This window comes from Pseudonocardia terrae, from assembly GCF_021343995.1.
GTDB lineage: Bacteria > Actinomycetota > Actinomycetes > Mycobacteriales > Pseudonocardiaceae > Pseudonocardia > Pseudonocardia terrae.
Window position 1 is genome coordinate 36,950 of the sequence record NZ_JAJTTE010000045.1, and the last position, 25,508, is coordinate 62,457.

Below are 25,508 nucleotides of genomic sequence, written 5' to 3' on the forward strand. Positions count from 1 at the left end.
AGGAGCCAAGGGTAGCGGCCCGATCGGCCGCGCGCCGCCGGAGCGGGCGAGAGATCTGCGACAGGTTCCGACCGCTCGCGCCCCGGCGGGTCGCGGACGCCCGGCCAGGCCCCTCCGGAGCCGTCAGTCGGGCGTGGGGACGATGTTGTTGTTGAGCTGGAAGACGTTGTCCGGGTCGAGGGCGGCCTTGATCCGGCCGAGGCGGTGCAGGTTGCGGCCGAAGGCGGTGTCCGTGCCGGCCTGCAGGGGCTCGTCCTGCCGGCCGGTGAAGTTCAGGAACACCCGGCCGTTGCCGTACTTCGTCATCTCCTCGAAGGCCGACCGGCTCCAGGCGATCGCGGCCTCGTCCTGGTCCGCGTCGGTCCACATGGTGTCGAACGAGACCATGTAGGGCGAGGTCCGCTCGGCGAACGCGGTGGCCTCCGGGTCCACGGCGTGCACCGCACCACCGATGCGGAAGGTGTTCACCAGCGTGAGCGGTGCGGGCCGGTCCTGGGACAGGCGGGCGAGCGCGTCGATCGCGTCGTCGGTGAGCTCGTCGAGGTACTGGGACTTCCAGTAGGCCCGGTGCCCGCCGCGGGGGAAGAGCCCGTCGAACGAGGACTGGACGACGGCGTAGGGCATCGGTTGGGAGAGGTCGAACAGCGGCGTGCCCAGCTCGCGCAGCGGCTGCAGCACGCGCATCCCCGCCTCCGGGTCGGGCCCGCTGTGCACCGCGGCGACGACCGCGACCGGCCGGTCGTGGATGATCTCGGGCATGCCGGGCGCCGCCGGGAACGTCAAGGTGAAGACGGCGGTGGTGACCTCGTCCGGCGCGGCGTCGGCGTACTCCCGCCAGCCGCGCTCGATCGCCGCGACGTCCTCCAGCGGGTACATCACGCCGGCGAACGCGACGATCGGGCCGACCGGGTGCAGCCGGAAGGTGAAGGTGGTGACGACGCCGAAGTTGCCGCCGCCGCCCCGGATCGCCCAGAACAGGTCCGGGTCGTCGGTCTCCGACGCGGTCCGGACGCTGCCGTCGGCGCACACGACCTGCGCCTCGACGAGATTGTCGCAGGCCAGGCCGTACTTCTTGTCGAGATTCCCGTAGCCCCCACCCAGGGTCAGTCCGGCGACCCCGGTCTCCGACACCCGGCCCAACGGCGTCACCAGCCCGAACGCCTGGGTCTCCCGGTCCACGGCGCCGAGGACGGCGCCACCCTGCACGCGGACCAGCCTGCGCTCCGGGTCGACCAGCACACCGCGCATGCCCGACAGGTCGATCAGCAGACCCTCGGGATTGCTCGACAGCCCGGCGACCGAGTGGCCGCCGCCGCGCACCGCGGCCAGCAGCCCGTGCGAGCGGGCGAAACGCACGGCCTCGACGACGTCGGCGGTCCCCGTGCACCGCGCGGTCAGCGCCGCCCGGCTCCCGTACATCGCGTTCCACTCCGCGCGTGGCTCGGGAGTGCCGGTGTCGCTGCCGGGCACCAGGGGCCCACGCAGGGCGGTGCTCAGCTCGTCGAGGACATCGTCGGACAGTCGCTCGCGAGAACCATCGGCCCGGGTCAGCGTGACGGTCATGGCGCACCTCTCAACCCGGCCGCCCCGGAGGGCGGTCGTGTGACGTGCCGATCGCGGAAGCGACCGGGGTAGGAGCAGGCACGGCCGTGGGCCGGCAGGCTACCGACTCCGGTATCCCGGACAAAGCGGTCGACCGACCTCTTCGTGGAAGGACGTAGTCCTCTGGGCCCGAACCGGGCAACTCGGTCGCCCGGCCGTGGCGGCTCGCGGGGTCACAGCAGGGCGCGGACCGCGTCGATCGTGTCGGCCTCGGCGGGGGTCTTGTCGGGGCGGTAGCGGAGGACCCGGGCGAAGCGGAGGGCGACGCCGCCGGGGTAACGGATGCTGCGCTGCGCGCCGTCGAGGGCGATCTCGACGACGAGCTCGGGGCGCATCTCGACCACGTGCCCGTCGTCGTGCACCGCGTGGCCGGGGAACTCCTTCGTCTGCCAGGCGAGCAGCTCGTCCGTCATGCCCTTGAAGGTCTTGCCGACCATGATGGGCGGGCCGCCGTCGGGGTCGCGGGCGCCCAGGTGGATGTTCGAGAGCGTGCCGGTGCGGCGGCCGTAGCCCCACTCCGCGCCGAGCACCACGAGGTCGAGCGTGTGCACCGGTTTGACCTTCTGCCAGCTCTTCCCGCGCCGCCCGGCCGCGTAGGGGGCGCCGAGCGCCTTGACGACGACGCCCTCGTGCCCGGCCGAGAGCGCCCCGTCGAGCACGTCGGCCGCCTGCTCCGCCGTCGGCCGGCGGATCCCGGGCATGCGCAGCGGTTCCTGCGCCGGGTCGACGAGGAGGCCGGCCAGGGCGTCGAGCCGGGTGGCCAGGGGCTCGTCGAGCAGGTCGCGGCCGTCGAGGTGCAGCAGGTCGAAGAAGAACGGGCTCAGCAGCACGTCCTCGGACCCCTCGGACCCGAAGCGGGACATCGTGTCCTGGAACTTGCGGGGCCGACCGTCGTCGTCGAGCGCGAGGGTCTCGCCGTCGAGCACCGCGGTCGTGCACGGCAGTTCCCGCACCCGGGCGACCAGCTCCGGCACCCCGTCGGTGACCTCGCGCAGCGTCCGCGTCCACACCCGCACTTCGTCGCCGGAGCGGTGCACCTGGATGCGTGCACCGTCGAGCTTGTACTCGACGGTGACCTCCCCGCCGAGTGACTCGAGCGCCGCGTCGAGCGACGAGCCCGGGCTGGCGAGCATGGGCCGCACCGGCCGCCCGACCTCCAGCCGCACCGCCTCCAGCCCGGCGGCGCCCTCGGCCAGGGCCAGCGCGGCCGTCTCCGGCAGCCGGCCGGAGAGCATGAACGCCCGGCGCACCACGGCCGCGGGGACCTCGGCGGCCGTGGCGATCGCGTCGAGCATCACGCCCTCCAGCGCCCCCTGCCGCAGCTCCCCGGTGAGCAGCCGGACGAGGAAGGCCTGCTCCTCCTCGGTCGCCGCGCCGAACAGCGACTCCAGCAGCTCGCGGCGCCGCCGGGCGGAGCCCGCCCCGGAGGTGTCGGCCAGCTCGGTGAGCAGCGCGTCGACCCGGGCGACGCCGAGCGTGGGCTCCGCGGAGGGCGCCCCGGCCAGTCCCGACAGGGTGCGCCAGCCGGTGCCGATCCGCCCCTGCCGGGGCTCGCCGGCGAGCCAGGCGGTGGCCGGGGCGACCTCCTCCGGCGCGGCCAGGTTCAGCAGCGCGGCCAGCGCCGCCGACTTCTCCTTGCGGGAGCGGGTGGCGCCGACCGCGGCGGAGGTCCGGACGACGTGGTGGAGCAGCACGGTCCGCATTAGACCAGTGCCCACCGACAGTCGCGCGCCGCTGGACCGGCCCCCCGCCCGGTCCGGCGGCGCACCGCGGGGCCGGTCAGCCCATGGTCTTCTGGCCGTCGATCGTCTCGCGCAGGATGTCCGCGTGCCCGGCATGCTGGGTCGTCTCGGCGATGATGTGCGCGAGGACGCGGCGTGCCGACCACGCCTTCTCGGTGAACCAGGGCGCCTCGGGCAGCGGGTGGGAGAGGTCGAGCGAGGGCAGTGCGGCGACCACGGCCTCGGTGCGCTCCGCGATCCGGTCGTACTCCGCGAGCAGGCCCTCGACCGTCTCGCCCGGGAGCATCCGGAAGGTCTTCGCGTGCTCGACGAGGCTCTCCTCGGTGAACGACATCGCCGAGGGGCCCTCCAGCACGAAGGTGATCCAGCTCTGCTCGCCGTACGCCACGTGCTTGATCAGCCCGCCGAGGCACAGCTCACTCGCCGTCGGTGTCGCGGCGGCCTGTTCGTCGGTCAACCCCTGGACGGTGTGGCGGAACAGGGAGCGGTGCAGGGCGAGGGTGCCGAGCAGGTCGGTCTTCTCGCTGGTCAGGCCGGGGATCTCGGTGGTGGTCATCGCGTCCGCCTCTCGTCGCTTCCTGGTGACGAGGACAACGCTACGGAGCCCAGCGGTCAGATCCTGTCCTCAATTCCGGACCCGCCCGAGAAACCTCGGACGGGCCCGGAACCGCAGGTCAGACGACCGCGCGCCCGGTCATCGCCTGGACGTGCATCTCGTCGTAGGGCGCCTCCGCCTCGACGCGCGGCCGGCTGAGGATCGTCCCCAGCCAGCAGCCGAGGAAGCCGATCGGCACCGACACGAGCGTGGGGTACGAGAGCGGGTAGAGCGCCGCCGTCCCCATCACCCCGGGTCCGACGAGCACCAGGACGACCGAGCTGACCAGGCCGGCCACCACCCCGACGATCACGCCCGTGGTGTTCAGCCGCCGCCAGAAGAGCAGCAGCACGAGCACCGGGACGTTCGCACTGGCCGCGACCACGACCGCCATCAGCGCCAGGAGCGCGATGTTGGTGTTCTGCGCGCCCAGGGCGAGGACGATCGAGACGGCGGCGATGGCCACCGCCGCGATCCGGCCCGCCTTGACCTGCTCGGCGTCGGACGCCTTGCCCTTGCGGATGAGCGAGCTGTAGATGTCGTGCGCGACCGCCCCGGAGCCCGCGATCACGAGGCCGGCGACGACCGCGAGGATCGTCGCGAACGCGACCGCGGAGATCACCGCGAACAGCACGGGCCCGCCGAGCGTCTCGGCCAGCTGCGGCGCGGCCAGGTTCCCGGCCTTGTTCGCCGCCGCCACCTGCGCCTGCCCGACGATCGCCGCCGCGCCGTAGCCGATGAACGGCATCGCGAGGAACGCCAGGCCGAGGATCCACAGCGCGACGCTCATCGACTTCCGGGCCACCTTGGCGTCGGGCACGGTGAAGAACCGGATGAGGATGTGCGGCAGCGCCGCGGTGCCCAGCACCTGGGCGACGGCCACCGACAGCAGGTCCAGCCCCGGGACGACGCCGGTGGCCCGCGAGAACAGGTCCGTCGGCGAGGCCTCGGACACCGCCTGGAACAGCGCCATCGGGTTCCAGCCGAACCGGGCGAGCACCAGGACCACCAGCAGGGCCATCGCGGCGAGCAGCATGACGGCCTTGACGATCTGGATCCACGTGGTGGCGAGCATGCCGCCGACGGTGATGTAGACGGCCATCAGCACGCCGACGACGATCACCGCGACCCAGTACGGCACGTCGATCAGCAGGCTGATCAGCACGCCCGCGCCGACCAGCTGGGCGATCATGTAGAAGACCGTGACCACCAGGGTGTTCACCGCCATCACCGCGCGGACGCCCTTCGAGCGGAAGCGGCTCGAGAGCACGTCGGCGATCGTGTAGCGGCCCAGGTTGCGCAGCGGCTCGGCCACGAGCAGCAGGACCAGCAGGAAGGCGACGAGCCCGCCCGCGACGAGGTAGAAGCCGTACACGCCCTGCAGCGCGAGGATGCCCGCCACGCCGAGGAAGGTCGAGGCGGAGAGCAGGTCGCCGCAGATCGCCAGGCCGTTCTGCCAGCCGGTGATCTGCCCGCCCGCCACGTAGTGCGAGCCGGCGTCGCGGTTGCGCCGGCCCGCCCAGGCCGTGATGCCCAGGGTCACCAGGATGACCGCGACGAAGATCGCGATCGTGATCGGGTCGGCGCTCACCGGTGCAGCCCCTTCTCGGCGGTGGGAGCGGTGGCACGGGCCTCGATGCCGGACTCCGCGATCGCCCCGTCGGCGAGCTCGTCCCACCGCGCGGCCCGCCGGGTGTAGAGCCCGCAGAGCAGCCAGACGAGCGGGAAGATCACCGCGGTGAGCACGAAGGTCCAGCTCAACTGGCCCGCCGCCTTGCCGTTGAGTACGGATGTGAAGCCGGACAGCACGATCACGAGCAGGTAGGCGCCGAAGCCGATCGCCGCCGCGGGGACGGCGAAGCGATTCCGGCTGCGGACCAGCTGGGCGAACGCCGGCGTCGCCGTGACGGCGGCGACGCGTGCACGCGCGGACGGGGCGTCGGGAGCCGGGGATGGCGGCTCGGCGTGGTCGGTCATGGGTGCCTCTCCTGATTCGTCGCAGGGGTCGTGCGGGAGGTCGTGCGGAACGTCGAGCGGTGCCGCTGCACCACACCGGCGACCGGTGGGGAGGGCACGGCGCGGACCCGCCCGGACCGGGCGGGTGATCGCGATGGGTGTGTCGTGACGGCGGCGCGGATCGCCGCCGCCGCACGCTCGTGGTGATCAGGGGCGCCCGCCGTGGGCCGGAGCTCCCGACTCGCGGTCCGGGAGCTCCCGACTCGCGATGCGGGAGCCCCCGACTCGCGGGTGGGTCAGGCCCCGAACCTCTCCCGGAGCACGTGCTTCTGGATCTTGCCGACGGCGGTGCGGGGGAACTCGTCGACGAAGTGGACCTGCTTGGGGGTGTTGTAGCCCGCCAGCCGCTCCTTCACGAACGCGGTGAGCTCGGCGGCGAGGGTCTCCGAGGGCTCGCCCTTCGGCACGACGACCGCGACCACCTGCTCCTCGTACACCGGGTCCGGCAGGCCGATCACCGCTGCGTCGGCGACGCCCGGGTGCTTCGCCAGGCAGTCCTCGACCTCCTTCGACCACACGTTCTGGCCGCCCGAGCGGATCATGTCCTTCTTGCGGTCGACGATGGTGAGGAAGCCGTCGGCGTCGGCCACGGCGATGTCGCCGGTGTGCAGCCGGCCGCCGGCGAGGGCGGTCTTCGAGGCCTCCTCGTTGCGCCAGTACCCGCTCATCCGCGGGCCCCGGACGCAGATCTCGCCGGGCTCGCCGGGCGGGACCTCGTTGCCGTCGTCGTCGAGCAGGGCGACGTCGACGCCGGGCATGGCGCGCCCGATCGAGCCCCAGCGGTCGAAGACGTCCTCCGGCGGGCACCAGGTGACGAACGGGCCGCCCTCGGTGAGGCCGTAGGTGTGCGCGAACTGCACCTTGCCCTCGCGGGCGCCGAAGGCGTCGGCGGTGCGGTCCATGATCCCGCTGGGGTCGTAGGCGCCGTAGTAGAGCAGCCGGACGGACGAGGTGTCCGTCGCCGGGAAGCGCTCGTGCGTGATCAGCGCGTGCAGCATCGTCGGCACCCCGAGGATCACCGAGACCCGGTGGCGCGGGAGGAGGTCCAGCACCACGTCGGGATCGAACTCGCGCAGCAGGATGACCGTGGCGCCCATGATCAGGAACGGCTTCATGTGGTCCCAGTTGCCCACGTGGAAGGGCGGGAAGTAGTTCATGAAGACGTCGCGGTCGTGCACCCGCAGCGTGGCCGCCATGGCCAGCCCGTCGTCGACGGTCCGGCGGTGGGAGAGCATGGCGCCCTTGGGCTTCCCCGTGGTCCCCGAGGTGTAGAGGATCATGTGCGGGTCGCGCTCGTCGACCGTCACGGTCGGCACGTCGACGGCGGCGGCGCTGAAGGCGTCCCAGTCGGCGCGGTCGCCCTCGGGCCCCGGGATCCGCAGCACCGGCAGGTCCGGGTGCGCAGCGCGGGCCTCCTGCGACACCTCGTCGTACTGCGCCTCGACGAACCACAGTGCCGGCTCGGAGTCGCCGATCGTGTAGGCGTGCTCGGCACCGCGGTGCCAGAAGTTGAGCGGCACGAGGATCGCGCCGAGCGACGCGGTGGCGAAGTAGAGCTGGACGTACTCCAGGCTGTTCTTCGCCAGCACCGCGACCCGGTCGCCGTAGCCGATCCCGCGGGCCGTCAGGGCCCCCGCGGTCTCCTCGACGAGCTCCTGCAGGGCCGCGTAGGTGATCTCGCGCCCGTCGACGACGAGCGCGACGGAGCCGCCGCGCGCCCGGGCGTTGTTCCGGATGATGTCGGAGACCAGCACCGCTACCCCCTCCCGAGGAGGCGGAGGGCGTTGCCGCCCAGCCACTTGTCCATGACGTCGTCCTTCAGCGGGAGCGCGCGGACCTCGGCGACCAGGTCGGCGGGCGGGATGCCGAGCAGCGTCCAGGTCGAGGCGAAGAGGACCTTGTCGGCGAGCTGCCGGTTGCCGAACTGCAGCAGGGGCTCCCAACCCGAGTTCGGCCGGGTGAAGGTCCGCGGGCGGTGGGCGGACAGGTCGACGTACACGTTGTCGTGCCGCCAGGTCACCATCATCATGTCCTCGACCCACGGCCACGCCGCGTGCAGCGCGACGAGCTTCAGGTCGGGGAACGCCGTGGCGACGGCGTCGATGTACCGCGGGTGCCCCACGTCGTAGGCGGCGTCGAGCGACCAGTTGATCCCGGTGTGCAGCAGGACGGGGACGCCGAGGGCCTCGCAGCGGCCGTAGACCCGGGCCATCCGCGGGTCGTCCGGCAGGAGCTGCTGCTTGAACGGGGACAGCACGACCCCGGACAGCCCCAGCTCGACGGCCTCGTCGACGGTCCGGGCCGCGTCGATCTCCCACGGGTCCACGCCGCCGAAGCCGACGACCTTGTCGGAGTGCCGCTTCACGAAGTCCGCGACCACGCCGTTGTCCGCGGTCGGCACGCCCAGCCGGGAGCCGAAGGACTCGGTGTAGACGCCGGCGAGACCGATCCCGCCATCGGTGAGCATCCGGAGGAAGTCCTCCTCGGAGGGCACCCGCTCCCGGGCCGCATCCCGGGCCGCCTGCCAGCGCTCGGTGACCTCGGCGTGGGTGCGGGCGGGCTTCACGGTGCCGCCGAAGTGCTCGGCGTAGCCGCGCAGCCGGCCGTTCGTGACGGCCTCGGAGAGGGTGAACGCGTCCTCGTCGGGCACGGCGCCCGCCAGGAAGTCGACGATCATCTACTCGCCCTTCAGGATCTCGTCGGTCGACGCGGGACGCTGCGCGGTGAACCGTGGCCGGCGGCCCTCGAGCGCCGCCGCCGCGCCCTCGGCGTAGTCCGGCCCGCGGAAGGTGGCGAACGCCGCGGCCTGCTCCTCGGCGTCGTAGGCCCGGCTGGGTCCGTCGCCGGCCAGGCCGTAGCAGCGGTGGATGCCCAGCTTGGTGAGCGGCAGGGCGTACGCGGAGTACGCGGCGTACCGCTGCGATGCCTTCTCGACCTCGGCGGCGAGGTCGTCCGCCACCGTGGTGACCAGGCCCAGCTCGAGCGCCTCCGCGGCGGGCACCAGCCGGCCGCCGTAGATCAGCTCCTTGGCCTTGCCGATGCCGACGTAGGCGGTGAGGCGCTGGGCGGGGGAGACGAAGCCGACCTTCATCTCCGGCAGCCCGATCCGGACGTCCGGCGTGCAGATCCGGAAGTCACAGGCCAGCGCCAGCTCGGTCGCGTTCCCGACGCAGGGCCCCGCGAGCGCCGCGACGGTGATCAGCGGCAGGTCCTCCACCTCGGCGAACAGCGTGTACTCGGTGGCGATGTAGTGCTTGTAGGCGTCGTCGTCGAGCGACCCGAGGTAGCCCAGGTCGGCGCCGCCGGAGAAGACGGTGTCCTTGCCGGTGAGCACCAGGACGCGGACGGCGCGGTCCGCCGCGACCTCGGCCACCTTCTCCCGCAGCGCCTCCAGCGTGTCGACTGTGAAGACGTTCATCGGGTGGTCGCTCGCGAACCTGAGGGTCGCGATCGTGCCGTCGGCGTTCCGGTCGAGCGTGACGGTCATCGGGCTCCTTTCCCTGTGTCGTGGGGGCCGTGGACGGCCCCGTCGTCGAAGAGGGCCGTGACCGCCGCGTCGTCGAGGCCGAGCACGTCGGCGAGGACGTCGGCGGTGTCGGCGGCGATCGGTCCGGCGGGTCGCCCCGGGCGGACCTCGGACCCGGAGAAGCGGTACGGCGCGGTCTGCAGGAGGACCTCGCCGTGCCCCGGCTGCCGGACCGGGCTGAGCGTGCCGCGGGCGACGAGGTGCGGGTCGGCGAGGTTCTCCCGCACGGTGCGGACCCGGGCCGCGGAGAGCCCGTGCGCGACGAGGTGCTCGACCAGCGCGTCGGCCGTGGGCCAGGTGGCCGCCCAGGCCTCGATGCGGTCGTAGAGCGGTCCCGGGTTGCCGACGCGCTGGGCGACGGTGCCGTACTCCTCCTGCAGCTCCGGCGCGTCCATGGCCTTCACCAGCCGTGCGAAGAAGACGTCGCCGCTCATGCCGTAGGCGAGGTGCGTGCCGTCGGCACAGGTCGCGACCCCCGAGGGCACGCTCGTGGTGTGCCGGTTGCCGTACTTGCCGCGCACCGCCTCGCCGCCGGTGACGGCGCCGGCGGCCGGCTGCTGGTCGATCATGGCGAAGAGGGAGTCGAAGGCCGAGATGTCGACGTGGCTGCCCTGCCCGGTGCTCGACCGGTGGTGCAGGGCGGCGCCGATCGCGGCGAGCGCGTGCACCGCCGAGTTGACGTCGGCGAGCGCGGTGCCGAAGTGCATCGGCGGCCCGCCCTCCTCGCCGGTCAGCGACATCAGCCCCGAGTACGCCTCGGCGACCAGCCCGAACCCGGACAGGTGCGAGTAGGGGCCCTCGGCGCCGAAGGTGGACAGCGAGCAGAGGATCGTGCGCGGGTCGCGGGCGTGCAGCACGTCCCAGCCGAGGCCGAGCCGGCCCAGGACCCCGGGCGCGAAGTTCTCGACCACGACGTCGGCCCAGTCCGCGAGCCGCAGCGCCAGGTCGAGCCCGCGCGGGTCCTTGAGGTTCAGGCCGATCGACCGCTTACCCGTGTTGTACTGGGCGTAGGCGCTGGAGACGTGGTCCTCCGGGTCGCCGACGGCCACCGGCAGCGCCCGCATCAGGTCGCCCGTGGGCTGCTCGACGCGGATCACGTCGGCGCCCAGGTCGGCCAGCATGCGCGTGCAGAACGGCCCGGCGATCACGTGGCTGAGATCGAAGACCCTCAACCCCGCGTAGGGACCGGCCATGGGATCGCACCTCCGTCGGTGCCCGGGTCCGGCCTGTCGCCGAACGCTCGTTCAGCGCACGTTAGGACGACTCACCAGCTTCGTCAACAGTGCTTTGAACGCTCGTTCAGAGCGGTTAGGGTGGACCGCATGGTCAGCGCCGAGAAGCCGGTCGCGCCCGCCGGGGCGCGCCGCGGGAGCCCCGGGGAGGGGCTGTCACCCACCACGCTCGTGCTGCCGGGCGACGAGCCGACGGCGGGCGCGCTGATCGCCGCGGCGGTCGAGGTCATGTCCGTGCACGGCTACCACGGGACCTCGGTGCGCGACATCGCCGCGGCCGCGGGCACCAGCCCGGCCGTCCTCTACCACCACTTCACCTCCAAGCACGGCCTGCTCGCGACGATGCTGGACCGGGGGCTGGACGTCCTGATCGCCGCGACCGAGGAGGCGCTCGACCTCGCCGGCGAGGACCCGGCCGACCGGCTGCGGGCGGTCGTGGGGGCGCACGTGCGCGTGCACCTGGAGTCGCAGCGGGAGAGCCTGCTCGGCAACAGCGAGCTGCGCTCCCTCGAGCCGGGGGCGCTGGCGCTCGTGGTCGCGAAGCGCGACGTCCAGCAGCGCAACTTCGACCGGGTGGTGCGCGACGGGGTGCGGCGCGGGGTGTTCGGCACCGAGCACCCCGCCGACGCGGCCCGCTTCGTGAGCGCCGCCTGCACCAGCGTGGCCTCCTGGTACCGGGCCGGCGGCCCGCTCGGACCCGGGGAGATCGTGGTGCGGCACCAGGAGCTCGCGCTGGACACCGTGCGGTACCGGCGATGACGGCCGTCGTCCCCGACTCGCTGGCCGCCGCGCTCGGACGCGTGGTGGGCGCCCCGGTCACCGACCTGTGCCGGCTGTCGGCCGGGGCGAGCCGCGAGACCTGGTCGTTCGACGCCGGCGGGCGCGGCCTGATCCTGCGCCGCGACCCGCCGGAGGCCCCGGAACCCGAGGGGATGGCGCGCGAGGCCGAGTGCTTCCGCGCGGCCGCCCGCGCCGGCGTCCCGATCCCGGAGCTGCTGGCCGCGGGGGACGGGACGGACGGCGTCGGCAGCCCCTACCTGCTGATGGAGCGGCTGGCGGGGGAGACCCTGCCGCCCCGGCTGCTGCGCTCCGAGCGGTGGGCCACGGTCCGGCCGCGGCTGGCGCGGCAGTTCGGCGAGATCCTCGGCCGTATCCACGCCGTCGACCCCGCGGAGGCACCACGGCTGGAGCACCACGCCGACCCGCTCGCGCTGCTGCGCGACACCCACGCGGCGTTCGGCGAGCCCCGGCCCGCGATGGAGCTGGTGTTCCGCCGCCTCGCCGACACCCGCCCCGACCCGGTGTCCCCCGCGCTGGTGCACGGCGACTTCCGCAACGGCAACCTGCTCGTCGACGACACCGGGGTGCGGGCGGTGCTCGACTGGGAGCTCGCCCACGTCGGCGACCCGCGGGAGGACCTCGGCTGGGTGTGCGCGCGGGCCTGGCGGTTCGGCGCGGCCCCGGAGGTCGGGGGCTACGGCTCCCGCGAGGAGCTGTTCGCCGGGTACGAGGCATCGACCGGCGCCCGCCCCGATCCGGAGGCGGTGCGCTGGTGGGAGGCGTTCGCCTGCGCTCGCTGGGCGGTGATCTGCCGGATCCAGGCCGAACGGCACCTCGGCGGGACCGAGCGGTCGGTGGAGATGGCCGTGCTGGGCCGCCGGATCGCGGAGGCGGAGCACGACGCGCTGCTGGCGCTCGGCCTCACCGAGCCCGCCGTCGTCGCCGATGCGATGCGCGGTCCGGTGCCGGTCGAGGAGCCCGGGGTGCACGACCGGCCGTCGGTCGACGAGCTGCTCGAGGCCGTGACCGGGTTCCTGCGCGAGGAGCTGACCCCGCCCGACCCGCGCACCGCCTACCTCGCCAAGGTGGCGGCCAACGCGCTCACGATCGCCCGCCGCGAGCTGCGGCTCGGCCCGGCGCAGCGCGCGGAGCACCGCGCCCGGCTGCACGCCCTGGGCTGCACCGACGACGCCGAGCTGGCCGCCCGGATCCGCGACGGCGCGCTGCCCGCCGACGGCCCCGACGTCGTCGGCGCCGTCCGGGCGTCGATCACCGCGCAGGTCGCCGTGGCGAACCCGCGGTACCTGGCGCCCCCACCGAGGACCTGACATGTTCGACGACGAACGCGACGACAGGAGACATGCATGCGCGCAGCACGGGTGACCCGCACGGACGGTCCGCAGGCGCTGGAGATCGGCGAGGTGCCGGACCCGGTCGCGGGGCCGGGTGAGGTGCTGATCGAGGTCAAGGCGGCCGGGGTCAACTTCCCGGACCTGCTGCTCACGCAGGACAAGTACCAGTACAAGCCGGAGCTGCCCTTCACCCTCGGCGGTGAGCTGGCGGGCGTGGTCCGCGAGGCCCCGGAGGGCTCGGAGTTCTCCCCGGGCGACCGGGTCGCGGCCAGCACGTCGACCGGGGCGTTCGCGGAGCTGGCGACGGCTCAGGCGCTGTCGGTGTTCCCGTTGCCGGACAACGTGAGTTTCGCCGCGGGCGCCTGCCTGCCGATGAACTACCTGACCATGACCTTCGCACTGATCACGCGCGGCCAGCTGCAGAAGGGCGAGACCGTGCTGGTGCACGGGGCCGCCGGCGGCATCGGCACCGCCACGATCCAGCTCGCGAAGGCCCTCGGCGCCCGGGTGATCTCGGTCGTCTCCACGCAGGAGAAGGCGGACTTCGTGAAGTCCGTCGGCTCGGACGAGGCGGTGCTGACGGACGGGTTCAAGGACGCCGTCAAGGAACTGACGGGCGGCACCGGCGTCGACATGGTCGTCGACCCCGTCGGCGGGGACCGGTTCACCGACTCGTTGCGCTCCCTCGCCCCGCTCGGCCGGCTGCTCGTCATCGGGTTCACCGCGGGCGAGATCCCCACGGTCAAGGTGAACCGGCTGCTGCTCAACAACATCGACGTCCGCGGCGTCGGCTGGGGTGCCTACGCCATGCCGCGCGAGGGCTACACCCGCGCGGAGTGGGACAAGCTGATCCCGTACCTGGAGTCCGGGATCGTCGACCCGCCGATCGCCGGGACCTACCCGCTGGAGAAGGCGGGCGAGGCCGTCGCGCTGCTGGGCGAGCGGGGCGTGCTGGGCAAGGCGGTCGTCGAGCCGTAGACCGGCGGGAATGCGGTCAGTATCCGGCCGCAATGGGCCGGATACTGACCGGGTGACCTCACCGAGCTCGCGGACGCTGCGGCTGCTCTCGCTCCTCCAGACCCATCGGTACTGGCCGGGACCAGAGCTGGCGTCCCGGCTGGAGGTGTCCGTGCGGACCCTGCGCCGGGACGTCGACCGGCTCCGCGAGCTCGGGTACCCGGTCATGGCGACCCGGGGTGTCGACGGCGGCTACCAGCTCGCGGCGGGCGCCGCGCTGCCGCCGCTCGTCGTCGACGACGACGAGGCGGTCGCGTTGGCCGTCGGCATGCAGGCGGCGACGCAGGGCGCGGTGGCCGGGATCGAGGAGCCGGCCCTGCGCGCGCTGACGAAGGTCGTGCAGGTCATGCCGCCGCGGCTGCGCCGCCGGGTCGACGCGCTGCGCGGGGTCACGGTGCCGAGCACCTGGAGCGCACCCCGGGCCGAGGCCCTGGACCCCGAGGCGCTGATCGTGGTGGCCCAGGCCTGCCGCGACTCGGAGCGGATCGAGTTCGGCTACACCGCCCGCGGCGCAGATCCGGCGAGCAGTGCCGATGGTCGGCTCCGAACGCTCCGCCTCCGGCACGTCGAGCCGCACCGGCTCGTCCCCCTCGGCCGGCGCTGGTACCTGGTGGCCTACGACCTGGACCGGCACGACTGGCGCAGCTTCCGGCTCGACCGGCTCGCCGAGCCGCGCCGCACCGGGGCCCGGTTCCGACCGCGCGAGCTGCCGACCGCCGACGCCGCCGACTTCGTCCAGGCCGGCATCCGCAACCGCCCTTCCACCTACACCGTCGAGGCGCTGGTCGAGGCCCCCGCGGAGCGGCTGGCCCACCTCGGGCGCTGGGCCACGGTCGAGCCGCTCGGTCCCGACCGCTGCCTGCTCCGGATGGCCACCGACGATCTCGACTGGCCGCTGCTCGCCCTCGGCGGCTGCGGCGCGGAGTTCGAGATCCGCTCGCCCGTCGAGCTGACCGCCCGGGTGCGGGAGTGGGGGGAGCGGTTCCTCCGGGCCTCCGGCGCGCGCACGCCGTGAGCGGTGCGGGAGCACCAGCCACCGCGCCTGGCTCAGCCGCTGATCTGGACCGTGGTGGCGTCGCCGATGCCGGGCAGGCCCGGACGGGTGACGGCGTCGGCGGTCAGCTCGCCGACCTCGGTGCGGATCACCAGCCGGGTCACCGGGCCGAGGAAGGTGCTGGTCAGCACGGTGCCGGCAAGCCCGTCGGGGGCGCCGACGAGCAGCGCCTCCGGGCGGACCTGCGCGGTCTCCGCCGCGCCCGGGGTGATCCGGTTCCCCGAGACCGGGACGGTGTTCATCACGCCCACGAACTCGGCGACGAACGGGGTCGCGGGCCGCGCGTAGACCTCCTGCGGCACGTCGACCTGCTCCATCCGCCCGGCGTTGAGCACCGCGACCCGGTCGGCGACGGCGAGCGCCTCGGACTGGTCGTGCGTGACGAAGAGCGTGGTGATCCCCTCGGCGAGCTGCAGCCGGCGGATCTCGTCGCGCAGCTGGACCCGCACCCGGGCGTCGAGCGCGGAGAGCGGCTCGTCGAGGAGCAGCACGCTGGGCCGCACCGCCAGCGCCCGCGCGAGCGCCACCCGCTGCTGCTGCCCGCCGGAGAGCTCGTGCGGGTAGGAACCGCCACGGTCGCCGAGCCCGACGAGCTCCAGCAGCTCGGCCGCCCGACGGCTGCGTTCGGCCCCGCCGACCTTGCGCATCCGCAGCCCGAACGCGACGTTCTCCGCCGCCGTCATCGTCGGGAACAGGCTGTAGGCCTGGAACACCATCCCGGTGTCCCGCTTGCTCGCGGGGACGCCCGTGACGTCCGTGCCGTCGATGCGGATCTCCCCGCTCGTCGGCCGGTCGAACCCGGCGAGCAGGCGCAGCGCCGTCGTCTTGCCGCAGCCGGACGGCCCGAGCAGCGCGAGCAGCTCGCCGCGGCGCAGCGCGAGGTCCAGCCCGTCGAGCGCGCGGGTCTCGCCGAACACCCGGCTCACCCCGCGGAACTCGACGGCGGCGTCCGTCGCCGTCTCCGCGGGGGACTTCTGCACAGCGGTCACGGTGTTCTCCTCGGCAGCGATAACCGGTTCACGGGTTCCGCCTCGGAGCGGACGGTCGGCTCCGCGAGCTCCGCCTCCGGCGCGAACCCACGAACGACACGGCCAGCAGCAGCACCCAGGTGAGCAGCAGGCTGGCCAGGGACAGGGCGACCGACACGCCCGCGGCGCTGCGGCCGACCTCCACGACCGCGATCGGGAAGGTGTCGGTGTAGAGCAGGATCCGCGCGATCACGATCTCGCCCAGCACCAGCGCCAGGGTGAGGAAGGCGGCGCCGAGCACGGCGCTGCGGACGGCCGGCAGGACCACCCGGACCAGCGCCGTCGTCATCCCCGCGCCGAGGTTGCGGGCGGCCTCGACGAGCGTCCGCAGCGGGATGGCGGCCAGCCCGTTGTCCACGGCCCGGTAGGCGAAGGGCAGCGCGAGGATCACGTAGAAGGGCGTCAGCGCGCTGGTCGACGAGTCGAACAGGGCCCGGAACACCGGGCCGCCCAGGTTGGCCTGCACGAACGCGATGCCGGCCGCCATCACCACCGGCGGGATGACGATCGGCAGGATCGTCGCGCTCTCCAGCACGGCGGCCAGCGACGGGAACCTCAGGCGCACCCATACCGCCGTCGGGACCACCAGCAGCAGCACGACCACGGCGGTCAGCACCGCGATCCGCAGCGACGTGAACAGGGCGGAGAGCAGGACCGGGTCCTCGGCGATGCGGGTGTAGTTCGCGACGCCGTAGCCGCCGCCGGGCGCACGGAGGCTGAACTCGGCCGACGCGATCAGCGGGATCAGGAAGTACAGCGCGGCCAGGGCGAGCACGACGACCCGCCAGCGCCGCCCCCGCGTCACCGCCGGCTCCAGCGCGCGGCGCGCCGCTGCAGCCACAGGTAGGCGACCATCACGACCGCGATCACCACCACCATGTCGAGGCCGAGCGCCAGGCCGACGTTGGCCTGCCCGACGAGCACGTTGCCGGACAGCGCCGACGCGATCGCCGTCGGCACGAGGGGGATGGAACCGCTGGTCAGGGCCAGTGCCGTGGCATAGGCGGCGAACGCGTTGCCGAACAGGACCAGCGTGGCGCCGGCGAAGGCGGGCGCCAGCACCGGCAGCGCCACCAGCCGCCAGTACGACCACGCCGAGGCGCCCAGGTTCTCCGCCGCCTCCCGCCACTGCGGCAGCAGCCCCTCCAGCGCCGGCGTGATCAGGATGACCATGAGCGGGATCTGGAAGTAGACGTAGGTCAGCGCGAGGCCGGCCAGCGAGTCGATCCGGAAACCCGACGCGTACAGGTCGAGCCCCGCCGACCGCAGCCACGCCGTCGCCAGCCCGGTCTGCCCGAGCGCGGCGATGAACGCGAACGCCAGCGGCACGCCGCCGAAGTAGGCGAGTACGCCCGAGGCCGTGGAGACGATGCGGCGCAACGGCGACCGCGGCCGGGCCGTGAGCACCGCCTGGGCCAGGAAGGTGCCGAACACGGCGCCGATCACCGCCGTGACCGCGGACAGCACCAGGCTCTGCCGGAACGCCAGCAGGTACTGCGGCGAGGTCAGGGAGGCGACGAGGTTGCCCACCGTCGGCAGGCCGTCGGCGTCGGTGAAGGCGCCGCTGATCACGAAGTAGAGCGGTCCGCCGAGGAAGACCAGGAAGTAGAGCGCGAAGGGCAGCAGGCCCAGCGCGGCGCACCACCGCCGCTCCGGGCGCGCGGCGGGCGCGTCCGGAGCGGCGGTGGGCGTGTCGAGAAGGGAGGTCACGGTGCGACGGCCGGACTCAGGCCGTGGCCGACGCCCACTGCTGGGCGACCACCTGCTTGGCCTTGTCGGTCTGCGCCTGCGTCGGGTACTGCGCGGTGCCCTGGACCGGCGGCAGCGCGGCGACGAGCTCCGGGGTGGCGGTGCCGGCCTGCTGCATCTGGGTCAGGCGGACCGGACGGGCCTTGCCGGCCAGCCACAGGTTCTGGCCCTCGTCGGAGTACAGGAACTCCTGCCAGAGCCGGGCGGCGGCCGGGTGCGGCGCGTTCTTGTTGACCGCCTGCGAGTAGTACTCGGCGAACAGGCCGTCGGCGGGCACGTTCACCTTCCACTCGAAGCTCGCCTTGACCTTCTCGGCCTGCGCGACGTTCGTGTAGTCCCAGTCCAGGACGATCGGGGTCTGCCCGCTCTCGATCGTCGCCGCGTTCGGGTCGACCTTGAGCAGGTTGCCGCTCTTCGCGAGCTGCCCGAAGTAGTTCACGCCGGGGTTGATGTCGTCGAGCGATCCGCCGTTGGCCAGCGCGCCGGCCCAGACGGACGCGAACCCGGCCGCCGCCTGCGTCGGGTCGCCGTTGATCGCGACCTGGCCCTTGTACTCGGGCTTCGCGAGGTCCGCGATCGTGGTGGGGCAGTTCGCGACCAGCTTCGCGTTGCAGCCGATCGAGATGTAGCCGCCGTAGTCGTTCACCCAGGCGCCGTTCGCGTCCTTGTTCGCCGCGGGGACGTCGTTCCAGGTGGCGACCTGGTACGGCGCGAACAGCTGGGTGTTGCCGGTGGCGAAGGCCTGGCCGAGGTCCAGCACGTCGGGCGCCCGGTCCTGGGAGCCGAGCTGGGTGACGGCGTTGATCTCGTCCTGGCTCGAGCCCTCCGGGTTCGCCGAGTTCACGGTGATCCCGTACTTGTCGCCGAACGCCTTGATGATCGCGCCGTAGTTCGCCCAGTCCGGCGGGAGCGCGATGACGTTGAGCCGGCCCTCCTGCTTGGCGGCCTGCAGGAGCGCGTCCATGCCGCCGCCCGCCTGGGCCGAGGTGGCCGTGGCCCAGCCGCCGGACGCGGAGGAGCCGCCGCCCGAGCCGCTGCCACCGCCCGAGCTCACACACGCCGTGGCCGCCAGGGCCACCGCCGCCACGCCCGCCGCCAGGGCGCCGGCGCGGCTCCACCTCTTCCGCACGTCCATCGTTCTCCTCACGCACATCTCCGGCGGCCCACGCCGCCCGGCGAAGCCTCACCCGTCCGGGCGACGGGTGGGTGGCCGTCGGCGGTCGATCGGGTGGCGCGCGGTCGTCCGGCCGGGGGAGGGTCGGGCCGACGGCACAGGAAGTACCTATACCCCCGGGCGCCCCGCAGGGAGGGCCGTTACCGAGGTGTGACGGGAGATCGTCGGGATCGCCGGCCCGCGACGCCGTGACCGGTTAACCCCGCGCCGCCGTCGGCCGAACAGTCTGCGGCGGCGCATCACGGGGTGGGGCCGCGTGCTCTTCCCCGGGGGCGGAGCAGGAGGGGCGATGGGGACGCGGGCCGAGCGGGAGTGGATGGAGCTCGTCGCCGCACTGATGGCCGAGCCGCTGGTCGAGATGCCGGTGAACCGGCTGGCCGAGGCGGTCGCCCGCACCTTCGAGACCGCCGGGGTCACCTACAGCGAGGTCGTGCCCGACGAGCCGCTGCGCCACGTCTGGCTCGACGGCGGGCTCGGCGAGCACTTCGCCGAGCTGGCCGAGTGGAGCGCGTACCGGGCGCCCGCCGAGCACCCGCTGCTGCGCTTCCACCTCGCCTCCGGGCTCTGGGTGCCGCGCCAGACCCTGGCCGTCCCGGCCGAGTACACGGACCGGTGGAACAGCGACGGCGGCCGCGACCTGGCCGAGTCATGCGCCGCGCCGAACCAGCTCTCGCTGCCGCTGCGCGCGACCCCCAGGCTGAGCCGGTCCTTCGTGCTCGGCCGGCCCGAGCCGTGGTCCCCGGCCGAGGAGGCCTTCGTCGAACGGCTGTGGCGGCTGCTCACCGGGCTGGAACGGCAGATCACGGCGTTGGCCGTGGTGACCGCCGGCAAGGGCCTGGGCACGGCGGAGATCCCGCTGACCCCGCGTGAGCGGGCCGTGCTCGGGCTGCTCGCGCAGGGCCTCACCGCGGGCACGATCGCGCGGCGGCTCGACATCTCCCCGCGCACCGTGCAGAAGCACCTGGAGCGCTGTTACGTGAAGCTCGGCGTGACGGACCGGCTCTCCGCCGTGCTGCGTGCCCAGGCGCTGCGCCTGGTCTAGCGGCCGCCCGCGCCGAGGGTCGGGCTACCGCCCTCCGCGGGCCATCCGCAGCACGTCGAGCGCGCTGTCGAGCTGCTCCTCGGTGAGCTTCCCGTTCTCCACGTGCCCGCGCTCCAGCACGACCTCGCGGATCGTGCGGCGCTCCTTCAGCGCCTGCTTGGCGATCGAGGCCGCCTCCTCGTAGCCGATGTACTTGTTCAGCGGCGTGACGATCGACGGGGAGGACTCGGCGTACTCCCGGGTGCGGTCGAGGTCGGCCTCGGCGCCGGCGACCACCTTGTCGGCGAGCAGCCGGGCCACGTTGGACAGCAACCGCGCGGACTCGAGGACGTTGCGTGCCATGACCGGCATCATCACGTTGAGCTCGAGGTTGCCCTGGCTGCCGGAGAAGGCGACGGTCGCGTCGTTGCCGATGACCTGCGCCGCCACCATCATCGTGGCCTCGCAGATCACGGGGTTGACCTTGCCGGGCATGATCGACGAGCCGGGCTGCAGGTCGGGCAGGTGCACCTCGGCGAGCCCGGTGCGCGGGCCCGAGGAGAGCCACCGCAGGTCGTTCGCGATCTTGTAGAGCGACACGGCGACGGTGCGCAGCGCCCCCGACGCCTCCACCAGCGAGTCCCGCGAGCCCTGGGCCTCGATGTGGTCGGGGGCCTCGGACAGCGCGTCGAGCCCGGTCGCGGCCCTCAGCTCCTCGACGACGCCCGCACCGAAGCCCTGCGGCGCGTTCAACCCGGTGCCCACCGCGGTGCCGCCGATCGGCAGCTGACCGAGCCGGGGCAGGACGTCGCGGACGCGGGCGGCGCCGTACTCGGCCTGCGTGGCCCAGCCGCCGGCCTCCTGGCCCAGCGTGATCGGCACGGCGTCCATGAGGTGCGTGCGACCGGCCTTGACGACGTCGGCCCACTCCTCCGCACGGGTGCGCAGCGTCGCGGCGAGGTGCTCCAGCGCCGGCACCACATCCGTGGCCAGCGCCTCGCTGGCGGCCAGGTGGATCGTGGTCGGGAAGACGTCGTTCGACGACTGCGAGGCGTTGACGTGGTCGTTCGGGTGCACGTCCTGCCCCGACGCCCGGGTGGCCAGCGTCGCGATGACCTCGTTGGCGTTCATGTTCGACGAGGTGCCGGAGCCGGTCTGGAAGACGTCCACCGGGAAGTGCGCGTCGTGCTCGCCGGCGGCGACCTCGTCGGCGGCGTCGGCGATCGCGCCGGCCAGCTTCTCGTCGAGCGCGCCGATCCGCCCGTTCACCCGCGCCGCCGCGCCCTTGACCAGGCCGAGTGCGCGGATCTGGGCGCGCTCCAGGCCGCGCCCGGAGATCGGGAAGTTCTCGACCGCACGCTGGGTCTGCGCACGGTAGAGGGCGGTCGCCGGGACCCGGACCTCGCCCATGGTGTCGTGCTCGATGCGGAAGTCGCCGGTGTCCCCGGCCGCGTCGTCGCTCATGGCCTCATCCTCCGCCTGAGGGTGCCCTTACCGCTCGGTCCGATGACCGGGATTACATCCTCCGTGGGATCCGGTCCGCGCGCCCGGCGGAGAGGCTTGGACCGGGCGGCCGGATTCGCCGAACCGGGTATGTCCAGCGGTAACGATCAGCTCTCCGTATCGGAGCCACTACGCAGGCGGTGTCGACGGAGGGGGTCGAGACGCCATGGGGGACCGTGACGACGGGGACTGGCTGGAGTTCACGGCCGAGCTGCTCCGGGAGCCGCTGACGGAGCTGCCGCTGGATCGCGTCACGAGAATGCTGCGGGAGACGTTCGATGCGCCGGCGATCGGGACCGGCGGTATCGGGCCCGAGGGCCCGGTGGGGGACGAGATCTATCCGTTCGACGCGGAGCTGTGCGGGCACCGCGAGGACATGCTGGCCTGGGGGCGCCTCCACGCCGTCGACAACCCGATCGCCCAGTACTTCCTGGCCACCACGGACATCCGTCCGGTGCAGATCGCGGACGTTCCCGCCACCGTCGCGGACCGGCGCGTGTACGGCGAGGGAGCAGCGCTGGCGAGGGACTGCGGGGTGCCGCAGCAGCTCGGCCTGCCGACCGGTCGCAACGGCGCCGCGACGCACGTGCTGGTGGTCGGCCGGGCGCGGCCCTTCACGGCCGCGGACCTCCGCCTCGCCGACCGGATCTGGCAGCTGCTGATCGGCCTCGACCGCCAGGCCCGTGCCTATTCGGCCGCGCTGCGCAACGCCTCGCCCTCGGGACGGGCCGTCGCCCGCTCCATCCGCCTCACCCCGCGTGAGCGCGCGGTGCTGGGGCTGCTCGCCGAGGGGCTGACCGCGGGGGCGATCGCCCGGCGGCTCGACATCGCGGAGCGCACCGTCCACAAGCACCTGGAGCGCTGCTACTCCAAGCTCGGGGTGGCGGACCGACTCACCGCGGTGCTGGCCGCGCAGCGGTTGGGGCTGGTGGCCGCCTGAGACACCGGCCCCAGTGGATGTGACCCTGAGAGGCGTAGAGCCTCCCTCGTTCGGCCGAACGGCTGGATACGCAAAGTTGTCGATGCCCCCGTCCGGGGCGGAAGAGCACGATGTGCTCGAGCCGTCGAAGGGGCGGCGGCCCAGGGGTGGCACCCATCGGGTGTCCGACCCGGCGCGGGGCAGGGCACGGCCCCGCGCCGGGCATCCCGTCGCCCGTCCTCCGTGAGCCTCTCCTGAGAACCCGAACGGCACCCGGCCGGTGGGCGCGGGTGCCGTGCGGGCGTGACGGTCAGGGCAGCGGCGGGGCCTCGACGTCCTCGTGGGTGGGGCTGTCGAAGTCGATCGAGGCGTACTCGCGCAGCTTGGTGAGCCGGTGGTAGCCGTCGATCAGCCGCACGGTGCCGGACTTCGACCGCATGACGATGGACTGCGTGGTGCAGCCGCCGGCGCGGTAGTGCACGCCGCGCAGCAGGTCCCCGTCGGTGACGCCGGTGGCGCAGAAGAACACGTTCTCGCCGGTCACGAGCTCGTTCGTGGTGAGTACGCGGTCCAGGTCGTGCCCGGCGGCGATCGCCTTGGCGCGCTCCTCGTCGTCCTTGGGCCAGAGCCGGCCCTGGATCTCGCCGCCCATGCACTTCAGGGCGGCGGCCGCGATGATGCCCTCCGGCGTGCCGCCGATGCCGACGAGCATGTCGACGCCGGTGGACGGACGGGCCGCGGCGATGGCGCCGGCCACGTCGCCGTCGGAGATGAACCGGATCCGGGCGCCGGTGTCGCGCACGTCCTTGACGAGCTGCTCGTGGCGGGGGCGGTCGAGGATGGTGACCGTGACGTCGCGGACGTCGATCTCCTTGGCCCGGGCGACCGCGCGGATGTTGTCGCCCACCGGCTTGGTGATGTCGATGTGGCCCGCGGCGTCGGGGCCGACGGCGAGCTTCTCCATGTAGAACACGGCCGACGGGTCGAACATCGCGTCCCGCTCGGCGACGGCGAGCACGGCCAGGGCGTTGGGCATGCCCTTGGCCATCAGGGTGGTGCCGTCGATGGGGTCGACGGCGACGTCGCACCAGGCGCCCTCGCCGTTGCCGACCTGCTCGCCGTTGTAGAGCATGGGCGCCTCGTCCTTCTCGCCCTCGCCGATCACGACGATCCCGCGCATCGACACGGTCCCGATCAGGTGGCGCATGGCGTCGACGGCCGCCCCGTCGCCGCCGTTCTTGTCGCCGCGGCCGACCCAGCGGCCCGCCGCCATCGCGGCGGCCTCGGTGACCCGCACCAGCTCCATCGCCAGGTTGCGGTCCGGGGCCTCGCGGCGTCGCTCGGGCTTGGGTCCAGTCATCGGGCCTCCTTGGCTCGGGTGTGCCGGTCGCATCACAGGGGTCGGCGCCGCGGCCGACCCCCGGCCCCGTCACGCGCGGCGGGCTCGGCGGCGGGGGATCCGTTCCCGATCCTCGCAGAACCGGAGGCGGTACGGGGTGCAGAGCGACGGACGCCATGCACAACGCCGCACGCGGTGGGGGACGATGGAGGGGTGAGCGCCGACCCGACCCCCACCCCGCAGAGCCCCCCGGCAGGACCTCCGCCGCCGGGCAAGCCCTCGCGGGGATCGCTGCGCGTGCGGGACATGCTGATGTGCCTCGCGGTGCTGCTGGTGGTCGTCGCGGTCGGCGGCGGCGTGCGGTCCTGCTCCTTCGCCCCCGGCGGCCCGACCATCGACTCGGGCACCGCGCCGACGATCGACGCGCCGGCCGAGCTGGCCGACTTCGCGCGGGCCTCCGAGTTCCCGCTGCGCGTCCCGGCGGTCCCGCAGGGCTGGCGGAGCAACTCCACCGACCGCAGCCCCGTCCAGGACGGCGGCACCGCCGTCCGCGTCGGGTACCTGGCCCCGGACGGCAGGTACCTGCGGCTCGTACAGAGCGACGGTGCCGAGGAGTCCGTCGTCGCGAGCGAGGCCGGCGGTCCGCTCGCCGGGACCGGGGTGACCGACGCCGCCGGACTGCGGTGGGTGACCTACCAGAAGGACGGCGGCGAGCCCTTCCGCGTCGCGACGGCGCCGGACGACCCGCAGGTCCGCTGGCTGATCACCGGCAGCGGCACCGACGCGGACTTCGCCGCGCTGGCCCAGGCGACCGTTGCCGGGCAGCTCCTTCCCGCGGGCGCCGAGCAGAACTGAGCTCCTGCCCAGGGCGCGATGTCGTCCCGCGGGGTCAGTCCTCGGCCTCGGCGTCGGCGAGGACCTTCTCGACCCGCTCCCGCGCCCCGGCCAGGCACTCCTCGCACCGCTTGGCCAGCGCCTCGCCGCGCTCCCAGAGCGCGACCGTCTCGTCGAGGCCCAGCCCGCCCGTCTCCAGGGCGCGCACGACCTCGACCAGCTCGTCGCGGGCCTGCTCGTAGCCGAGCCCGCCCACCGGGGGACGCTCACTCATCGCGGCCATCCTCCACGGCCGCCCCGACGGTCCCGTCGCCGACCCTGATCCGCAGCCGGTCACCCGGCGCGACCTCGGCGGTCGAGCGCAGCACCGGCAGGATCTCGTCGCCGGTCCACCGCTGGACGATCGCGTAGCCACGGGCCAGCGTCGCGGCCGGGCCCAGCGCGGTGAGGCGGGCCCGCAGGTGCGCGATCTCCGTGCCGTCCCGCTCCACCCGCCGCTCGACGGCCGCACGGGTCGCCGTCCGCAGGCGTTCCAGCTCCTCGTGCCGACGGGCCATGTCCCGCAACGGGTCGGCGAGCACGGGCCGGGCCCGCAACGCGTCGAGCAGCCGCTGCTCGCGGTCGACCCAGCCGTGCAGCGCGCGCCGGCCGCGGTCGCGCAGCCCGGTGATCCGCGCGATCTCCTCGGCGAGGTCGGGCACCAGCCGGCGGCCCGCCTCGGTGGGCGTGGAGCACCGCAGGTCGGCCACGTGGTCGACGAGCGGCGTGTCCGGCTCGTGCCCGATCGCCGACACCACCGGCGTGCGGCACGCGGCCACCGCGCGGCACAGCGTCTCGTCGGAGAAGGGCAGCAGGTCCTCGACGCTGCCGCCGCCGCGGGCGAGCACGATCACGTCGACCGCCGGGTCCCGGTCGAGGATCCCCAGTGCCTCGAGGATCTGCGCGACGGCGAGTCCGCCCTGGGTGGCGGTGTTCTCGATCCGGAACTCCACGGCGGGCCAGCGGGCCTGGGCGTTGCTGACGAC

General features: G+C 73.7%; 24 protein-coding genes. 7 read left to right on the forward strand and 17 right to left on the reverse strand.

Features of this window, described 5'->3' with window-relative positions; genetic code table 11:
* Positions 1 to 123: 123 nt before the first annotated feature.
* From LWC33_RS25660 to LWC33_RS25700, 9 genes are all read right to left on the reverse strand, one after another.
* Positions 124 to 1,563: an FAD-binding oxidoreductase gene (locus LWC33_RS25660; protein ID WP_233307232.1), complete on the reverse strand. Its 1,440-nt coding sequence runs from the start codon at positions 1,561 to 1,563 to the stop codon at positions 124 to 126.
* A gap of 212 nt (positions 1,564 to 1,775) precedes the next feature.
* On the reverse strand, positions 1,776 to 3,305 hold the full coding sequence (locus LWC33_RS25665) for an ATP-dependent DNA ligase (RefSeq protein WP_233307233.1): 1,530 nt from the start codon (positions 3,303 to 3,305) through the stop codon (positions 1,776 to 1,778).
* Positions 3,306 to 3,381: 76 nt separating this feature from the next.
* The gene (locus tag LWC33_RS25670) at positions 3,382 to 3,900 is read right to left on the reverse strand and encodes a DinB family protein (RefSeq protein WP_233307234.1); all 519 of its coding nucleotides are present in this window, start codon (positions 3,898 to 3,900) and stop codon (positions 3,382 to 3,384) included.
* A 118-nt stretch (positions 3,901 to 4,018) separates the two neighbouring features.
* Positions 4,019 to 5,530 (reverse strand): solute symporter family protein, encoded by a 1,512-nt coding sequence (locus LWC33_RS25675; RefSeq protein ID WP_233307235.1) that lies wholly within the window; start codon positions 5,528 to 5,530, stop codon positions 4,019 to 4,021.
* The gene (locus tag LWC33_RS25680) at positions 5,527 to 5,916 is read right to left on the reverse strand and encodes a DUF485 domain-containing protein (RefSeq protein WP_233307236.1); all 390 of its coding nucleotides are present in this window, start codon (positions 5,914 to 5,916) and stop codon (positions 5,527 to 5,529) included. Before LWC33_RS25680 ends, LWC33_RS25675 begins: the two co-directional genes overlap by 4 nt.
* A gap of 275 nt (positions 5,917 to 6,191) precedes the next feature.
* Positions 6,192 to 7,709, reverse strand: coding sequence for a class I adenylate-forming enzyme family protein (locus LWC33_RS25685; RefSeq protein WP_233307237.1), 1,518 nt, complete (start codon positions 7,707 to 7,709; stop codon positions 6,192 to 6,194).
* Positions 7,710 to 7,711: 2 nt separating this feature from the next.
* The gene (locus LWC33_RS25690) at positions 7,712 to 8,632 is read right to left on the reverse strand and encodes an amidohydrolase family protein (RefSeq protein WP_233307238.1); all 921 of its coding nucleotides are present in this window, start codon (positions 8,630 to 8,632) and stop codon (positions 7,712 to 7,714) included.
* Positions 8,633 to 9,442, reverse strand: coding sequence for an enoyl-CoA hydratase/isomerase family protein (locus tag LWC33_RS25695; RefSeq protein WP_233307239.1), 810 nt, complete (start codon positions 9,440 to 9,442; stop codon positions 8,633 to 8,635).
* Positions 9,439 to 10,674: a CaiB/BaiF CoA transferase family protein gene (locus tag LWC33_RS25700; protein ID WP_233307240.1), complete on the reverse strand. Its 1,236-nt coding sequence runs from the start codon at positions 10,672 to 10,674 to the stop codon at positions 9,439 to 9,441. The genes LWC33_RS25695 and LWC33_RS25700 overlap by 4 nt, the downstream gene beginning before the upstream one ends.
* A 129-nt stretch (positions 10,675 to 10,803) precedes the next feature.
* On the opposite strand from LWC33_RS25700, the gene LWC33_RS25705 reads away from it, so the two are divergent.
* The 4 genes from LWC33_RS25705 to LWC33_RS25720 are packed head-to-tail and all read left to right on the forward strand — an operon-like array spanning position 10,804 to position 14,877.
* The gene (locus LWC33_RS25705; protein WP_233307241.1) at positions 10,804 to 11,472 is read left to right on the forward strand and encodes a TetR-type transcription factor C-terminal domain-containing protein; all 669 of its coding nucleotides are present in this window, start codon (positions 10,804 to 10,806) and stop codon (positions 11,470 to 11,472) included.
* Positions 11,469 to 12,821, forward strand: coding sequence for a phosphotransferase family protein (locus LWC33_RS25710; protein WP_233307242.1), 1,353 nt, complete (start codon positions 11,469 to 11,471; stop codon positions 12,819 to 12,821). Before LWC33_RS25705 ends, LWC33_RS25710 begins: the two co-directional genes overlap by 4 nt.
* A 36-nt stretch (positions 12,822 to 12,857) precedes the next feature.
* The gene (locus LWC33_RS25715; RefSeq protein ID WP_233307243.1) at positions 12,858 to 13,823 is read left to right on the forward strand and encodes an NADPH:quinone oxidoreductase family protein; all 966 of its coding nucleotides are present in this window, start codon (positions 12,858 to 12,860) and stop codon (positions 13,821 to 13,823) included.
* A gap of 52 nt (positions 13,824 to 13,875) precedes the next feature.
* A complete protein-coding gene (locus tag LWC33_RS25720; RefSeq protein WP_233307244.1) occupies positions 13,876 to 14,877 on the forward strand; it encodes a helix-turn-helix transcriptional regulator in 1,002 nt (333 codons plus the stop codon).
* A gap of 32 nt (positions 14,878 to 14,909) precedes the next feature.
* Here LWC33_RS25720 and LWC33_RS25725 read toward each other — a convergent pair whose 3' ends face one another.
* From LWC33_RS25725 to LWC33_RS25740, 4 genes are read right to left on the reverse strand one after another with little or no spacing between them, the layout of a single operon-like run.
* On the reverse strand, positions 14,910 to 15,905 hold the full coding sequence (locus tag LWC33_RS25725; protein ID WP_233307245.1) for an ABC transporter ATP-binding protein: 996 nt from the start codon (positions 15,903 to 15,905) through the stop codon (positions 14,910 to 14,912).
* Between the two features lie 28 nt (positions 15,906 to 15,933).
* Positions 15,934 to 16,749 (reverse strand): ABC transporter permease, encoded by an 816-nt coding sequence (locus LWC33_RS25730; protein WP_233307246.1) that lies wholly within the window; start codon positions 16,747 to 16,749, stop codon positions 15,934 to 15,936.
* Positions 16,746 to 17,654, reverse strand: coding sequence for an ABC transporter permease (locus LWC33_RS25735; protein ID WP_233307247.1), 909 nt, complete (start codon positions 17,652 to 17,654; stop codon positions 16,746 to 16,748). Before LWC33_RS25735 ends, LWC33_RS25730 begins: the two co-directional genes overlap by 4 nt.
* A gap of 16 nt (positions 17,655 to 17,670) precedes the next feature.
* Positions 17,671 to 18,828: an ABC transporter substrate-binding protein gene (locus tag LWC33_RS25740; protein WP_233307248.1), complete on the reverse strand. Its 1,158-nt coding sequence runs from the start codon at positions 18,826 to 18,828 to the stop codon at positions 17,671 to 17,673.
* Positions 18,829 to 19,156: 328 nt separating this feature from the next.
* On the opposite strand from LWC33_RS25740, the gene LWC33_RS25745 reads away from it, so the two are divergent.
* Positions 19,157 to 19,909 (forward strand): helix-turn-helix transcriptional regulator, encoded by a 753-nt coding sequence (locus LWC33_RS25745; protein ID WP_233307249.1) that lies wholly within the window; start codon positions 19,157 to 19,159, stop codon positions 19,907 to 19,909.
* Positions 19,910 to 19,933: 24 nt separating this feature from the next.
* On the opposite strand, the gene LWC33_RS25750 is transcribed toward LWC33_RS25745, so the two are convergent.
* A complete protein-coding gene (locus LWC33_RS25750) occupies positions 19,934 to 21,352 on the reverse strand; it encodes a class II fumarate hydratase (protein WP_233307250.1) in 1,419 nt (472 codons plus the stop codon).
* Between the two features lie 205 nt (positions 21,353 to 21,557).
* On the opposite strand from LWC33_RS25750, the gene LWC33_RS25755 reads away from it, so the two are divergent.
* Positions 21,558 to 22,331 carry a helix-turn-helix transcriptional regulator gene (locus tag LWC33_RS25755; RefSeq protein ID WP_233307251.1) on the forward strand — a complete coding sequence of 258 codons (774 nt, stop codon included), beginning with the start codon at positions 21,558 to 21,560 and terminating at the stop codon, positions 22,329 to 22,331.
* 289 nt (positions 22,332 to 22,620) lie between these two features.
* On the opposite strand, the gene glpX is transcribed toward LWC33_RS25755, so the two are convergent.
* Positions 22,621 to 23,670, reverse strand: a complete 1,050-nt coding sequence (glpX, locus tag LWC33_RS25760; RefSeq protein ID WP_233307252.1) for a class II fructose-bisphosphatase — start codon at positions 23,668 to 23,670, stop codon at positions 22,621 to 22,623.
* A gap of 192 nt (positions 23,671 to 23,862) precedes the next feature.
* Here glpX and LWC33_RS25765 point away from each other — a divergent pair, with 192 nt between their 5' ends.
* Positions 23,863 to 24,504, forward strand: coding sequence for a DUF4245 domain-containing protein (locus LWC33_RS25765; RefSeq protein ID WP_233307253.1), 642 nt, complete (start codon positions 23,863 to 23,865; stop codon positions 24,502 to 24,504).
* 34 nt (positions 24,505 to 24,538) lie between these two features.
* Here the strand turns inward: LWC33_RS25765 and LWC33_RS25770 are convergent, their stop codons facing one another.
* The gene (locus tag LWC33_RS25770) at positions 24,539 to 24,757 is read right to left on the reverse strand and encodes an exodeoxyribonuclease VII small subunit (protein ID WP_233307254.1); all 219 of its coding nucleotides are present in this window, start codon (positions 24,755 to 24,757) and stop codon (positions 24,539 to 24,541) included.
* Positions 24,750 to 25,508, reverse strand: a 759-nt coding sequence (gene xseA / locus LWC33_RS25775) for an exodeoxyribonuclease VII large subunit (RefSeq protein ID WP_233307255.1), incomplete at its 5' end; no start/stop codon positions are given. The genes xseA and LWC33_RS25770, both read right to left, overlap by 8 nt.